This is a genomic window from Burkholderia cenocepacia, assembly GCF_900446215.1.
Classification (GTDB): domain Bacteria; phylum Pseudomonadota; class Gammaproteobacteria; order Burkholderiales; family Burkholderiaceae; genus Burkholderia; species Burkholderia cenocepacia.
Genome location: NZ_UAQZ01000015.1, coordinates 45,904 through 59,393, shown reverse-complemented (window position 1 = coordinate 59,393; position 13,490 = coordinate 45,904). Strand labels below are relative to the sequence as shown.

Here is a 13,490-nt window from a genome sequence, read left to right as displayed (position 1 = left end):
CATCCGTGGATTGGCTTAGTTGTGATGCGCGCCGCATGTGAGCGGCGCGTCGGTGAGTCAACGTCGGTCAGGCAACTGCAACTGCATTCGGATCAGGCGTGCGGTGCATGCGCGGCGGCGAACCATGCGTCGACCGCGGCGGTCACGGCGTCGAGCGTGCCGGGCGCGACGTGCAGCCCGAGCTTCGAGCGGCGCCACAGCACGTCCTGCGCGCAGGTCGCCCATTCGGCGTCGCGCAGGTAGCGCAGTTCGGCATCGTGGATGCCCGGCGCGATTTCGGCGCCGAGATCGGCGAGCGACTTCGCGTCCGCCACCACGCGCTCCGCACGCGTGCCGTACGCCCGTGCATAGCGGCGCGCGAGCGCGGCGGGCAGCCACGGATGGCGTTTCGCGAACGCGCTGGCGAACCCGTCGAACTTCGCGTCCGCGATGTCGCCGCCCGGCAGCGCGACGCCGGCCGTCCAGGTCTTCGCGTCGCGGCCGAGCGCGCGGCACAGCATGTCGCCGGCTTCTTCCGCGAGCTTGCGGAACGTCGTGATCTTGCCGCCGAACACCGACAGCAGCGGCGCGCCCGCGCCGTCGTCGAGTTCAAGGCGATAGTCGCGCGTGACGGCCGATGCGTTCGCCGCGTTCTCGTCTTCCAGCAGCGGGCGCACGCCCGAATAGGTCCAGTGCACGTCTGCCGGCGAGATCTTGCGCTTGAAATAGCGGTTGATCGAATCGCACAGGTACTGCGTCTCGTCGCGATCGATCGCGACCTTCGCCGGATCGCTCGTGTATTCGACGTCGGTCGTGCCGATCAGCGTGAAGTCGTGCTCGTACGGAATAGCGAAGATGATCCGCTTGTCCGGGTTCTGGAAGATGTACGCGTGATCGTGATCGAACAGGCGGCGCGTGATGATGTGGCTGCCCTTCACGAGCCGCACGCTGTGATGCGCGCCGCGGCCGAGCGCGCCGTGCAGCACGTCGCCGACCCACGGGCCGGCCGCGTTTGCGATCGCGCGCGCCTGCACGACGCGGATCGAACCGTCGGCCTGCTGCAGCCGCGCTTCCCATTCGTCGCCGCGGCGTTCGGCGGACAGGAGCTTCGTGCGCGTCAGGATCTCGGCGCCGCGCTCCTTCGCGTCCATCGCGTTCAGCACGACGAGGCGGGCGTCGTCGACCCAGCCGTCGGAATACACGAAGCCGCGCTTGATGGAGTCGATCAGCGGCGCGCCGGCCGCATGGCGGCGCATGTCGATGCCGCGCGAGCCGGGCAGCAGCTCGCGTTTCGCGAGGTGATCGTAGAGGAACAGGCCGATGCGGATCAGCCAGGCCGGGCGCAGGTTCGGCATGTGCGGCATCACGAAGCGCAGCGGCCACATGATGTGCGGCGCCGCGCGCAGCAGCGTTTCGCGCTCCTGCAGCGCCTTGCGCACCAGTCCGAACTCGTTGTACTCGAGGTAACGCAGGCCGCCGTGAATCAGCTTCGTGCTGGACGACGACGTATGCGACGCGAGGTCGTCCTGCTCGCAGAGCATGACCGACAGGCCGCGGCCGGCCGCATCGCGCGCGATCCCCGCGCCGTTGATGCCGCCGCCGACGACGAGCAGATCGTAGCGATTCGGTTGGGTCACCTGCTGTCCTTATCGTCTGTTGAAATGGGGCGAACATGAAATGTTCGAATTCGAAATTTAACGAACGGAATCGAAAAAGTAAAGTTCGAAAAAGCGGGGCCAGTAGCGCGCGACACGATCCCGGACGATACTGGCGGAATCGACCGTTTCGCGAGGTGAATCATGCGTATTGGGATGTGGGTCGGCGTGTGCGCCGTCCTTCTGGCGGGGTGCGGCGCGGGTATGCCGCCGCTCGCCGGCAACTGGCGGGCGCCGTCGTTCGTCGACCTGCAGACGTCGTGCGGCGGCGCGGCGCGCGACTGGGGCGCGGACGCGCAGCCGGTCTACTCGACGCTGTACGACGCGTACGTGGCGAAACGGTATCGCGGGCTGACCGAAGCGAACTATTGTGCGTTCGTAAACGAACTTTCGACCCACTATGTGGCGCCTGACGCGGCGGCACGCGCCGGCTGGATCGCGTATTTCAACGGGGCGCGTGCGCAGGCCATCAGCTGGCGGGCGGCGGTCGATCCGACGCTGCGCGGCGGTTGAGGCCGACGGCGACGAACGGGCAGGCGGGAGGCAGGAACGACCGCGCGGCCGATTCCGGCCGCGCGAGCAGGTTCAGGTCAGGGAGCGGCGGAGCTTACGAATAGCGGTATTTGATGGATCGCAGCGCGGCGTCGCCGGTCTCGGTCACGCAGTATTTGCGCCCCGAGCCGAGCCCTTCCAGGCGGACGAGCTGTTGTTCGAGCAGGATGTCCAGTTCATCCCGATCCATGTCGCGCTGATCAGGCGCGTCCTTCACAAGCAATAGCGTGGCGAATTCATGCGGACTCAGCATCGTTTCTCTCCATGGCAATCGGACTGCCCGCGCGGCCGGCGCACCGCCGACGCGCGATACCCCGCGGGGTATGGCTTGGGGGGAAAGCTGTCTTCGCCGGCCCTGCGATTCGCACCGCCCTGGCACAGGCGGATCGGCGAACGGGCCGGGGAACTGGAGTCTAGTCGAGCGCGCAGGCAACGACAAATCGTGCCCCGTTAATTTTCCGTTTGACAGAAGGGCCCGCCACAAGCGGTTTGCGCGCGGCGCCAACTTCTTGATTTCACTTGAAGTTTCAGGTGCGGTGCAGCATCGCAACGGTCATTCCGCGACGTACACCTGGGTGCCGGCGGCCGCCACCGTATCGGCCATTTCGGGCGGCAGCGGCTTGTCGGTGAAGAGCGCATGCACCTGGCTCAGATGGCCCTGGCGCACCAGCGCCGGGCGGCCGACCTTCGAATGGTCGGTCACGAGGTAGACCGTGCGCGCATGCTGCATGATCGCCTCGGCGACGCGCACCTCGCGCGTGTCGAAATCGCGCAGCGTGCCGTCGGCCTCGATCGCCGACGTGCCGATGATCGCGTAGTCGACCTTGAACTGGCGGATGAAGTCGATCGCGAGCTCGCCGACGATGCCCTTGTCCCACGGCCGCACGATGCCGCCCGTGATCAGCACCTCGCAGTCGGGGTAGCCGCTCATCATCGACGCGACGTTCAGGTTGTTCGTGATCACGTGCAGCCCGTGATGGCGGTTCAGCGCGCGCGCGACTTCCTCGGTCGTCGTGCCGAGGTTGATGAACAGCGACGCCTGGTCGGGGATGTGCGACGCCGCGAGCGCCGCGATGCGCCGCTTCTCGTCGTGGAACATCCGCTGGCGCGCGGTGTACGACACGTTCTCCGAGCTGGTCGGCAGGCTCGCGCCGCCGTGGTAGCGGCGCAGCAGGTTCAGGTCGGCGAGCCAGTTCACGTCGCGGCGGATCGTCTGCGGCGTCACCGCGAAGTGCGCGGCGAGATCGTCGACGGTCACGAAGCCGTCGCGCTGCACCCATTCGAGCAATTCCTGCTGGCGCGCGTTGAGGGTGAGGCGGGGATCTCGGGTCATGGCTCGATGGTCGTGTCGTGAGACGGAGCGGGTATTGTAAGGGCGGCAACGGCGTTCGGCCGGCCTGCGGAACATCGCCGCGCGCGATTCATGTAGAAAACGCATGGATTCATTTGACAAATGAATTTGTGCGATCGCGCGGATCGCGCTGCAATGGCGGATTGCCCGTTCACGCGGGGCACGTTCATTCAGCTTTCGACGAGGTGGTATCGATGAGTGGCTTCAACTGGCACAACCCGTATCCGACGACCCGCATTCCGGTGTTCGCGCGCAACGTCGTGTCGACGTCGCACCCGCTGGCCGCGCAGGCCGGGTTGCGGATGCTGTGGAAGGGCGGCAACGCGGTGGACGCGGCGCTGGCCGCCGCCGCCGCGATCACGGTCGTCGAGCCCGTGTCGTGCGGGCTCGGCGGCGATGCATTCGCGCTCGTGTGGGACGGCGAGCGGCTGTCCGGGCTGAACGCATCGGGCGTGGCGCCGGCCGCCTGGAACGTCGACTACTTTCGCAAGCGCCACGGCGAGGACGCGCACGGCATCGCGAACAAGCCGACGCGCGGCTGGGACACCGTCACGGTGCCGGGCGTGATCGCGGGCTGGGAAGCGCTGCACGCGAAGTTCGGTTCGCTGCCGTTCGCGGACCTGCTCGAGCCGGCGATCGAGATCGCGGAGCGCGGCTATTCGGTGCCGCCGATCGTCGCGCACAAGTGGGCGGCGGCCGTTCCCGAACTGCAGGGCCTGCCGGGCTTCGCGGACACCTTCATGCCGCGCGGCCGCGCACCGCTCGTCGGCGAACGCGTGTGCCTGCCCGGTCATGCGCAGACGCTGCGCACGCTCGCGAAGGACGGCGCCCGTGCGTTCTACGAAGGGGCGCTCGCCGAGCGTATCGCCGCGTTCGCGCGCGAAGGCGGCGGCGCGCTGACGGAAGCCGACCTGCGCGCGTACCGGCCGGAATGGGTCGAGCCGATCGGCAAGCGCTTCGGCCGCCACACGATTCACGAGATTCCGCCGAACGGGCAGGGTATCGCCGCGCTGATCGCGCTCGGCATCGCCGAGCATGCGGGCGTGACCGAATGGCCGGTCGACTCGGTCGATTCGCAGCATCTGCAGATCGAGGCGATGAAGCTCGCGTTCGCGGACGTCTATCGCTACGTCGCCGATCCGCGCGCGATGGAGGTCACGCCCGAACAGATGCTCGACGATGCGTATCTCGCCGAACGCGCGAAGCTGATCGATCGCGCGCGGGCGACGCACTTCGCCGCCGGCCGTCCGCATTCGGGCGGCACGATCTACCTGTCGGCGGCCGACGAGCGCGGGATGATGGTGAGCTTCATCCAGTCGAACTACATGGGCTTCGGTTCGGGGCTCGTCGTCCCCGGCACGGGCATTGCGCTGCAGAACCGCGGGCACGGCTTCTCGATGGACCCGGCTTCGCCGAACGTCGTCGCGGGCGGCAAGCGGCCGTTCCACACGATCATCCCAGCGTTCGTCACCGAGGAAGCCAATGGCCGCACCGAGGCCGTGATGAGCTTCGGCGTGATGGGCGGCGACATGCAGCCGCAAGGCCACCTGCAGACCATCGTGCGGATGCTCGGCTATGGCCAGCAACCGCAGGCCGCGTGTTGCGCGCCGCGCTGGAAGGTCAACCGCGACTTCACGCTCGACGTCGAGGCGACGATGAACCGCGCGACGGTCGACGCGCTGGCCGCGCGCGGCCATACGATCAAGTCGATCGACGATCCTTACATGGATTTCGGATCGGGGCAGTTCGTCTGGCGCCTCGATCCCGACGATCCGGAGCGCGGCTACGTGGCCGCGAGCGACAGCCGGCGCGACGGGCTGGCGGCCGGTTTCTGACGGATCGCTTCCAGCCTGCTTGGCAGTGTCCCGGCATGACGGGCGGCCCGACGGCCGCCCGTTTTCATTTGGCGCGGCGCCTGCCGTCGAGCACGCGCAAGCGGTTTGAAGGACTCATCTAACGCACGGCAACAGGCGCCGTGGAACTGCGCTCGTCGGGTATGGTCAGTGCTCTGGAGCACGAACATCAAAGTCCGGCTAAGATGCCAAGATGGTTCGGCCGGACCGATTCACTATAAACGCAAGTAAAACGCCGCCTGCGGATCGGCTGGCGCCTGTGCCCCAGGCATGGGCCGGCCTCCGCGCGACGACTGGGAGCGCACTACCATGGACACCAAAACGACGCATGTGATGCCGTGGCGTATCGAGGACATCGACCTGAACCGGATCGATCGTCAGCGTGCCGCCGCGAACGAGGATCTGCTGCTGCTGCTGTGCGCGTCGTCGTTCATCGAGAGCGGCTCGGATCTCTATACGAGCAATCTGAGCGAATTCTTCAATGACGATCCGGAAGTCTCCGCATGGCTCAACAATGCATGGGAGCACGAAGAATTGCAGCACGGCCGCGCGCTGAAGGCGTACATCGCGCACGTGTGGCCCGAGTTCGACTGGGATACCGCGTTCGCGAATTTCTTTGCCGAGTATTCGAAGACCTGCTCGGTCGAGGCGTTCGAAAAAACCCGCGCGCTCGAAATGGTCGCACGCTGCGTCGTCGAGACGGGCACGGCCACGCTCTATCGCGCGATCAACGAATGCTCGGACGAGCCGGTGCTGAAGGAAATCACCGACAACATCCGCACGGACGAAGTGCGTCACTACAAGCACTTCTTCAAGTTCTTCAAGAAGTACAACCAGGTCGAAGGCAACGGCCGGCTCGCGGTGCTCGGCGCCCTCGCGCGCCGCGTGATGGAAATCAAGAACGAGGACTCCGAGATCGCGCTGCGCCACGTGTTCGCGATCCGCTATCCGGATCGCGTCGGCGACAGCCAGTACAACCGCGAGCGCGCCGCGCGCATCAATTCGCTCGTCCGGCGCAACCTGTCGGCCGACATGTGCGTGAAGATGCTGCTCAAGCCGCTCGACCTGCCCGCGAAGATCCAGCCGGGCGTCCACTATCCACTCACGAAGATCACGCGGCACGTTTTCCTGCGCTGATCGCCGCGGCACGGCCCGTCGCGCGTATGCTGGCGCATCCTCATCCGATCCGCACCGGGGCCACGCCATCATGACCGATACCCATCGCCACGCGCTCGAACAATGGACGTTCGACGCGTGGCCGCCCACCGTCGTGTCGCGGTTCGACGGCACCGCACTCGAGCGTCATGCCGACATGGCCGCATCGCTGATCGTCGCGACCGACGACGGCCAGTTGCGCACGACGCTGCTCGGCGTCGGCGAGATCTATGCACGCGATGCGCGCACGCTGCTGATCGCGCTCTGGCCGCAGTCGCGGGCGGCGCGCGCGATCGCGCAGCGGCGCACGGCCGCGTTGACGCTCGTCGCGGACGGTGCGTTCTTTCAGGCGCAACTGGAGATGGCGCCGCTCGAAGGAGACTTCGGCGGACTGGCCGGATTCGCTGCGACGATCGCGCACGGCGATGCGCAGCGGGTCGGCTATGCGCGTCTCGCGACAGGCGTCACGTTCACGCTCGAAGGGGAGCGCGCCGCGGTGCTCGCACGCTGGCAACGCCAGGTCGAGCACCTGCGGCGCGCGGCCGCGCGGCTTCAGTGACCGCGCTGGCCGCTGCGCGACGAACGGTTGCGGTTCGCGTGCGCGGCGTTGCCGTTCGCCGGGCGGGCGCCGTTGCCGCCGCCCGCCGGACGTCCGCCGCCGTTACCACCGGCGCCGGCACCGCCTTGCGTGCGCGGCTTCGCGGCCTTCGGTTGCGCGTGGCCGTCGCGTTTCGCGGCCGGCTGGCCTGAGCCGCCGGCGCGCGGCTGGCGATTGCCGCCGCCGCCACCGCCACGCGGTTGCTGCTGCCCGCGGCGCTGCTGGATCGGCTCCGGCTTCGCGTTCGGATCGGGTTCGAAGCCCGCGATCACTTCCTGCGGGATCTCGCGCTTGATCAGCCGCTCGATGTCGCGCAGCAACTGCTTCTCGTCGACGCACACGAGCGACACGGCTTCGCCGGTCGCCCCCGCGCGGCCCGTGCGGCCGATCCGGTGCACGTAATCCTCGGGCACGTTCGGCAGGTCGAAGTTGACGACGTGCGGCAACTGGTCGATGTCGATCCCGCGCGCGGCGATATCGGTCGCGACGAGCACCTGCAGCGTGCTGTTCTTGAACTCGGCCAGCGCGCGCGTGCGGGCCGACTGGCTCTTGTTGCCGTGGATCGCCATCGCGCTGATGCCGTCCTTCGTCAGCTGCTCGGCAAGCCGGTTCGCGCCGTGCTTGGTGCGCGTGAACACGAGCACCTGGAACCAGTTGTGTTCGCGGATCAGGTGCGTGAGCAGCTCGCGCTTGCGGTCGCGATCGACCGGGTGGATCTTCTGCGCGACGCTCTCGGCGGTCGTGTTGCGGCGCGCGACTTCGATCAGGGCGGGCGAGTCGAGCAGGCTGTCGGCGAGCGCCTTGATTTCATCGGAGAAGGTGGCCGAGAACAGCAGGTTCTGACGCTGCGGCGGCAGCTTCGCGAGCACGCGCTTGATGTCGTGGATGAAGCCCATGTCGAGCATCCGGTCGGCTTCGTCGAGCACGAGGATGTCGAGATCCGACAGGTCGATGGTCTTCTGCTGCATGTGATCGAGCAGGCGGCCTGGCGTCGCGACGACGATGTCGACGCCGCGCTTGAGCGCATCGATCTGCGGATTGATGCTGACGCCGCCGAACATCACGGTCGAGCGCAGCTTCAGGTACTTGCTGTACGCACGGACGCTTTCCTCGACCTGGGCGGCGAGTTCGCGCGTCGGCGTGAGGATCAGCGCGCGCACCGCGCGCTTCGCGCCACGGTGCTCGGCGTAGAACGTGTGCAGGCGTTGCAGGATCGGCAGCGTGAAGCCGGCGGTCTTGCCGGTGCCGGTCTGTGCGCCGGCGAGCAGGTCGCCGCCGCCGAGGACGGCCGGGATCGCCTGCTGCTGGATCGGGGTCGGCGACGTGTAGCCGAGCTCGTTGACCGCCTTGACCAGCGGTTCGGCCAGGCCGAGAGATTCGAAAGACATAGATACCACTCTTGAGTTTTATGATCGGCGATGCGTCGCGCGGCCCGCGCGGCAAACCTGCATCGCAAAACAGCCAAAAAGCAAAAGGGCGCGGCCGCGGTTTCCCGCAGCCGCGCCCCGTTTGTGTGAGCCGCTTCTTAGTCGAGCGGCGCGGAACGCAGGTCGCTCACCTGTTGCGGCGAGATCGGCGTACCGTTGTTACCCCAAGACATCCGGATATACGTGACGACCGCCGCGACTTCCTGGTTCGACAGCGACTGTGCGAACGGCGGCATCCCGTACGGACGCGGATTCTTGAACGTGCTCGGCGGATAGCCGCCATTCAGCACCATGCGGATCGGGTTGACGGCCGATTCCATCATGATCGAGTGGTTGCCCGCGAGCGGCGGATAGGCCGGCGGCTTGCCGGCGCCGGTTTCGGCGTGGCAGGTCGCGCAGTTGTCCGCGTAGATCTTCTTGCCCTGGTCGAACAGCGCGTTGCCGAACTGCTTCGACGGCTCGTACTGCATGTTCTTCGGCGCTTCAGCCTTCTGCGGGATCGACTTCAGGTACGTCGACATCGCGCGCGTATCTTCGTCGGTCATGTACTGCAGGCTGTTGTGGACCACGTCCGCCATCGGGCCGAATACCGCACCCTTCTGCGACACGCCGGCCTGCAGCAGGTCGGACAGCTCCTGCACGTGCCAGTCGCCGAGGCCGAGTTCCTTGTCGTTCGTCAGCGACGGCGCATACCAGTTCTGCAGCGGGATCAGGCCGCCGGCGAACGCCGACGAGCTCACCGGGCCGCCCATCATGTTGATCGACGTGTGGCACATCGAGCAATGGCCGAGGCCTTCGACGAGATACGCGCCGCGGTTCCATTCGACCGACTTCGTCGGGTCCGGCTTGTATTCGCCTTCTTTGAAGAACAGCGTGCGCCAGCCGATCAGCAGGTTGCGGTTGTTGAACGGGAACTTCAGTTCGTGCGGACGGCTCGGCACCGACACCGGCGGGACCGAACGCAGGTACGCGTAGATCGCGTCCGAATCGGCGCGCGTGACCTTCGTGTAGCTCGCGAACGGGAAGCCCGGGTACAGCAGGCTGCCGTCCTTCGAGCGGCCCGTGTGCATCGCGCGGTAGAAGTCGTCCGACGTCCACTTGCCGATACCGTTCTGGTCGTCCGGCGTGATGTTCGGCGTGTACATCGTGCCGAACGGCGTCGCCATCGGCAGGCCGCCCGCGAACGACTTGCCGCCGCGCACGGTGTGGCACGCGATACAGTCGCCGACGCGCGCGAGGTATTCGCCCTTCTTGATCAGCGCGGCCTGGTCGGCCGGCGTGGCGGCGACGGCGGCAGCGCCGTGCAGCGTGTCGTTGCCCGGCCACAGGACCGGCACGAGGGCGGCAGCCGCGACGATCGCGACGGCCGAGAGTGCAAACAGGGACTTGCGTTTCATTGTGTCTGTCTCCCTTGCCTTATTGCGGTTCGCTGCCGCAGGCGAGCGGAGTCTTCATCGAACGCGCCGGGGCCGGCACGGGGTTGGCGGGCGCCGGTTGCGCGGCGAGCCATGCGGTCACGGCCGTCACGTCTTCGTCGGAAAGCTTCGCGGCGATGTCGTGCATGCAATCGGGTGCCTTCGCGTGGCGGTTGCCCGAGCGCCATGCGCCGAGCTGCGCGCTCAGGTAATCGGCGTGCAGGCCGACGAGGCCCGGGATCGCCGGCTGCATGCCGGTCAGCCCAGCGCCGTGGCAGGCTACGCAAGCCGGCAGCTTGCGGGACGGGTCGCCCTGCGTGACGAGCTGCTTGCCGCGTGCGAGCGTCGCGGCCGGCAGCGTCGGCTTCGCCGGCGTCGGGTACGGCGGACGTTCGGCCGAGAAATGCTCGGCGATTTCGCGCAGGTAGTCGTCGCTCAGGTACGTCAGCAGGTAGTTCATCGGCGGGTACTTGCGCCGGCCGTCACGGAAGTTGACGAGCTGGTTGTACAGGTACTCGGCCGGCTTGCCGGCAAGACGCGGGAAATAGTCGTTGTCCGTGCCCTGGCCGTGGACGCCGTGGCATGCGGTACAGCCGCGCACGCGCTCGGCCATGGTATCGGGTGCCTTGAGCGGCGCCTGCTGGGCGTGCGCTTGCTCCGTGGGCTTGGTCTGCGCTTGGGCAGCGCTCATAAGGCCCGCGCCGCCGATCATCAGAACGGCGAGCAGCGGACGGAAGAGGCGTCTTGAAGACACACGAGACTCCATGTTTATTCGTCGGGGACCTTGTCCGGGCTACGATCGGCTCGGCGCATGGACGGCAGGACAGCCGGGCTGCTGCGACGCGGCATTCTATCATCGATGGGTAATGACGGCTATTTGACGAAAGGACATCGGTTCCTGTCTGTTTGCGACTTGCGACAATTTGACGCGCATTGCGGTGGGGCCGTGTGAACCGGCGTGCGTTTTCACCATCGAAGACCGTACACTCGCGGGTCGCGCGGCGCCTGCGCCGCAGGTCCAGTCATTTCTCCCGTTTCCGGATTCATCGATGACGTTTTTTACCGTGCCGTTGCCTGCCTCACGCTGTCCGTCCCGTTGCCGCCGCATTGCCGGCCTGCCGCTTGCGGGAGGGTGCGCGCGATGAAGTTCGACAGCTTGTGGATCGGCCAGGTCGCGCTCGCGGCGCTGATGGATGCGGCGTTCGCGATGGCGGTCGGCTCGGCGCTGCTCAAGGCGTGGCTCGGCAAGGACGGCGCGCGGCCGGTCGTCGCGCCGTCGCACCCCGCATGGCTGCGCGCGCAACATTCGCTGGTCGCGGCGGCGCTGGCGCTGGTGCTCGCCGATCTCGGCTGGCTCGTCTACGAGGCCGCGACGATGAGCGGCGCGGGGCTCGGCGGCGCGTTCGCCGCGATCCCCGTCATGCTGATGCAGACGCACACGGGCTTCGCGTGGAGCGTCGCGTTCGCCGGCGCGGTGGTGCTCGCGATCGTCGCGCTCGCGAAGCCGGATGGCCCGCTCGCGCATGCGGTGCTGTGGCTCGCGGTGATCGTGGTCGCGGCCGGCAAGGCGTCGCTCGGGCATGCGGCCGACAGCGGCGTGCTGTCCGCGGCGGTCGGCGTGCAGACGCTGCACCTGTTGGCCACCGCCGTCTGGGGCGGCCTCGTGCTCGCGGGCGGGCTCGCGGTGCTGCCGGCGCTCGGGTCGTCGGTCGCGCGCGGCGCGCTGATCCGCATCGGCCAGCACCTGTCGCGCACGTCGATCGTCGCGGTGGTCTTCGTGCTCGGGACGGGCGTGCTCAACGCGATCCGCGGGCTCGGCGGCTCGCTCGCGCCGCTCGACGGCAGCACGTGGGGACGCGTGTTGCTGCTGAAGCTGCTGCTCGTCGCGCTCGCGCTGGTGCTCGGCGGGCTCAACCGCTTCTCGGCGCTGCCGCGTCTGCGCCGCACCGCGTCGACCGAGGACGCGCACACGTTCCGCAACATCCTGCATCTCGAAGGGATGACGATGATCGGCGTGTTCGTCGCGGCGGCCGTGCTGTCGTTCAGCGTGCCGGGGTTCGCGGCGCTCGGCTGACGACCGAACGGGCTGACGACCGAACGGCGCGGCCCGACGCGAGATGCCGGCGCGCGGCGGGCGTGGCGCGGATGCAAGAACGGCCGCCTGGTCGGGGCGGCCGTGTCGAACGTGTGGCGCGGCGCGCGTGCCGCGCCACCCGGCTTCGTCATCTCACGCGTTCATCACCATTCGGCGACGCTGCCGTCCGCGTGGCGCCACACCGGGTTGCGCCAGCGATGGCCGGTCTTCGCCATCTCGCGCACCTTCTCCTCGTTCACGTCGATGCCGAGCCCCGGGCCCTGCGGGATCGCGACGAAGCCGTCCTCGTAGCGGAACACTTCGGGGTTGCGCAGGTAGTCGAGCAGGTCGTTGCCCTGGTTGTAGTGGATGCCGAGGCTCTGTTCCTGGATGAATGCGTTGTAGCTGACCGCGTCGAGCTGCAGGCACGCGGCGAGCGCGATCGGCCCGAGCGGGCAGTGCAGCGCGAGCGCGACGTCGTAGCTTTCCGCGAGCGTCGCGATCTTGCGGCACTCGGTGATGCCGCCCGCGTGCGACGCGTCCGGCTGGATGATGTCGACGTAGCCGCCCGCGAGGATGTGCTTGAAGTCCCAGCGCGAGTACAGCCGTTCGCCGAGCGCGATCGGCGTGTTGGTCTGGTTGACGATGTCGCGCAGCGCTTCGGCGTTCTCCGACAGCACCGGCTCCTCGATGAACATCAGCTTGTACGGGTCGAGTTCCTTCGCGAGCACCTTCGCCATCGGCTTGTGCACGCGGCCGTGGAAGTCGACGCCGATCCCGACGTGCGGGCCGACCGCGTCGCGCACTGCCGCGACGTTCGCGATCACCTGCTCGACCTTGTCGTAGGTGTCGACGATCTGCAGCTCTTCGGAGCCGTTCATCTTCACGGCCTTGAAGCCGCGCTCGACGACCGCGCGCGCATTGTTCGCGACGTCGCTCGGGCGGTCGCCGCCGATCCACGAATACACCTTGATGCGGTCGCGTACCTGGCCGCCCAGCAGCGCGTGCACGGGCACGCCGTGATGCTTGCCCTTGATGTCCCACAGCGCCTGGTCGACGCCCGCGATCGCGCTCATCATGATCGGGCCGCCGCGGTAGAAGCCCGCGCGGTACATCACCTGCCAGTGATCCTCGATCAACAGCGGGTCGCGGCCGACGAGGTAGTCGGCCAGTTCCTGCACGGCGGCCTCGACGGTGTGCGCGCGGCCTTCGACGACCGGCTCGCCCCAGCCGATGATGCCCTCGTCGGTTTCGATCTTGAGGAACAGCCAGCGGGGCGGAACGACGAAAGTTTCGAGGCGGGTGATTTTCATGACGCGAGTCTCCATGATTGACCGGCGCGGCCGGGGCGCACGATCCGTGCTTTCGCGGTTATCCTAGCGTAGTCGAATAAAAAATAGTATTAATAGCATTAATGTGCAGATAGTGGGC

The 13,490-nt window shown here is 67.5% G+C and carries 12 protein-coding genes; 5 read left to right on the top strand and 7 right to left on the bottom strand.

Translation table 11 applies throughout. The features are described 5' to 3' along the window. Positions 1-92 precede the first annotated feature (92 nt). Entirely contained in the window at positions 93-1,616 is a 1,524-nt protein-coding gene (gene glpD, locus DTA15_RS29960; protein ID WP_006484470.1) for a glycerol-3-phosphate dehydrogenase, read from the bottom strand. 162 nt (positions 1,617-1,778) lie between these two features. Here glpD and DTA15_RS29955 point away from each other — a divergent pair, with 162 nt between their 5' ends. Further along, positions 1,779-2,147, top strand: coding sequence for a hypothetical protein (locus DTA15_RS29955; protein WP_012492423.1), 369 nt, complete (start codon positions 1,779-1,781; stop codon positions 2,145-2,147). A gap of 94 nt (positions 2,148-2,241) precedes the next feature. On the opposite strand, the gene DTA15_RS29950 is transcribed toward DTA15_RS29955, so the two are convergent. Together DTA15_RS29950 and DTA15_RS29945 are read right to left on the bottom strand one after the other, a co-directional pair. Further along, entirely contained in the window at positions 2,242-2,439 is a 198-nt protein-coding gene (locus DTA15_RS29950; protein WP_006477892.1) for a hypothetical protein, read from the bottom strand. A 300-nt stretch (positions 2,440-2,739) separates the two neighbouring features. Beyond that, positions 2,740-3,519: a DeoR/GlpR family DNA-binding transcription regulator gene (locus tag DTA15_RS29945; protein ID WP_006493999.1), complete on the bottom strand. Its 780-nt coding sequence runs from the start codon at positions 3,517-3,519 to the stop codon at positions 2,740-2,742. 212 nt (positions 3,520-3,731) lie between these two features. Here DTA15_RS29945 and DTA15_RS29940 point away from each other — a divergent pair, with 212 nt between their 5' ends. The 3 genes from DTA15_RS29940 (at position 3,732) to DTA15_RS29930 (ending at position 7,104) form a co-directional block, all read left to right on the top strand. Further along, entirely contained in the window at positions 3,732-5,372 is a 1,641-nt protein-coding gene (locus tag DTA15_RS29940) for a gamma-glutamyltransferase family protein (protein ID WP_006484465.1), read from the top strand. A gap of 327 nt (positions 5,373-5,699) precedes the next feature. After that, the gene (locus tag DTA15_RS29935) at positions 5,700-6,527 is read left to right on the top strand and encodes a ferritin-like domain-containing protein (RefSeq protein ID WP_006484464.1); all 828 of its coding nucleotides are present in this window, start codon (positions 5,700-5,702) and stop codon (positions 6,525-6,527) included. Between the two features lie 70 nt (positions 6,528-6,597). Beyond that, positions 6,598-7,104, top strand: a complete 507-nt coding sequence (locus tag DTA15_RS29930; protein ID WP_006484466.1) for a hypothetical protein — start codon at positions 6,598-6,600, stop codon at positions 7,102-7,104. Here the strand turns inward: DTA15_RS29930 and DTA15_RS29925 are convergent. From DTA15_RS29925 to DTA15_RS29915, 3 genes are all read right to left on the bottom strand, one after another. After that, the gene (locus DTA15_RS29925) at positions 7,098-8,531 is read right to left on the bottom strand and encodes a DEAD/DEAH box helicase (protein WP_006497357.1); all 1,434 of its coding nucleotides are present in this window, start codon (positions 8,529-8,531) and stop codon (positions 7,098-7,100) included. The genes DTA15_RS29930 and DTA15_RS29925 overlap by 7 nt on opposite strands. A 137-nt stretch (positions 8,532-8,668) precedes the next feature. Beyond that, positions 8,669-9,967 carry a c-type cytochrome gene (locus tag DTA15_RS29920; RefSeq protein ID WP_006477897.1) on the bottom strand — a complete coding sequence of 433 codons (1,299 nt, stop codon included), beginning with the start codon at positions 9,965-9,967 and terminating at the stop codon, positions 8,669-8,671. 19 nt (positions 9,968-9,986) lie between these two features. After that, complete coding sequence (locus DTA15_RS29915) at positions 9,987-10,751, bottom strand: c-type cytochrome (protein WP_006483254.1); 765 nt, start codon at positions 10,749-10,751, stop codon at positions 9,987-9,989. Positions 10,752-11,126: 375 nt separating this feature from the next. Between DTA15_RS29915 and DTA15_RS29910 the strand changes: the two genes are divergently transcribed. Next, positions 11,127-12,059 carry a CopD family protein gene (locus DTA15_RS29910; RefSeq protein WP_006483260.1) on the top strand — a complete coding sequence of 311 codons (933 nt, stop codon included), beginning with the start codon at positions 11,127-11,129 and terminating at the stop codon, positions 12,057-12,059. 164 nt (positions 12,060-12,223) lie between these two features. Here DTA15_RS29910 and dgoD read toward each other — a convergent pair whose 3' ends face one another. Then, on the bottom strand, positions 12,224-13,372 hold the full coding sequence (gene dgoD, locus DTA15_RS29905) for a galactonate dehydratase (RefSeq protein WP_006483258.1): 1,149 nt from the start codon (positions 13,370-13,372) through the stop codon (positions 12,224-12,226). Positions 13,373-13,490 lie beyond the last annotated feature (118 nt).

Coding starts and splice junctions, on each gene's coding strand:
- DTA15_RS29935 (WP_006484464.1), top strand. CDS start 5,700: ATGGACACCAAAACGACGCATGTGATGCCGTGGCGTATCGAGGACATC.
- DTA15_RS29955 (WP_012492423.1), top strand. CDS start 1,779: ATGCGTATTGGGATGTGGGTCGGCGTGTGCGCCGTCCTTCTGGCGGGG.
- DTA15_RS29945 (WP_006493999.1), bottom strand. CDS start 3,519: ATGACCCGAGATCCCCGCCTCACCCTCAACGCGCGCCAGCAGGAATTG.
- DTA15_RS29925 (WP_006497357.1), bottom strand. CDS start 8,531: ATGTCTTTCGAATCTCTCGGCCTGGCCGAACCGCTGGTCAAGGCGGTC.
- DTA15_RS29940 (WP_006484465.1), top strand. CDS start 3,732: ATGAGTGGCTTCAACTGGCACAACCCGTATCCGACGACCCGCATTCCG.
- DTA15_RS29920 (WP_006477897.1), bottom strand. CDS start 9,967: ATGAAACGCAAGTCCCTGTTTGCACTCTCGGCCGTCGCGATCGTCGCG.
- DTA15_RS29915 (WP_006483254.1), bottom strand. CDS start 10,751: ATGGAGTCTCGTGTGTCTTCAAGACGCCTCTTCCGTCCGCTGCTCGCC.
- dgoD (WP_006483258.1), bottom strand. CDS start 13,372: ATGAAAATCACCCGCCTCGAAACTTTCGTCGTTCCGCCCCGCTGGCTG.
- DTA15_RS29910 (WP_006483260.1), top strand. CDS start 11,127: ATGAAGTTCGACAGCTTGTGGATCGGCCAGGTCGCGCTCGCGGCGCTG.
- DTA15_RS29950 (WP_006477892.1), bottom strand. CDS start 2,439: ATGCTGAGTCCGCATGAATTCGCCACGCTATTGCTTGTGAAGGACGCG.
- DTA15_RS29930 (WP_006484466.1), top strand. CDS start 6,598: ATGACCGATACCCATCGCCACGCGCTCGAACAATGGACGTTCGACGCG.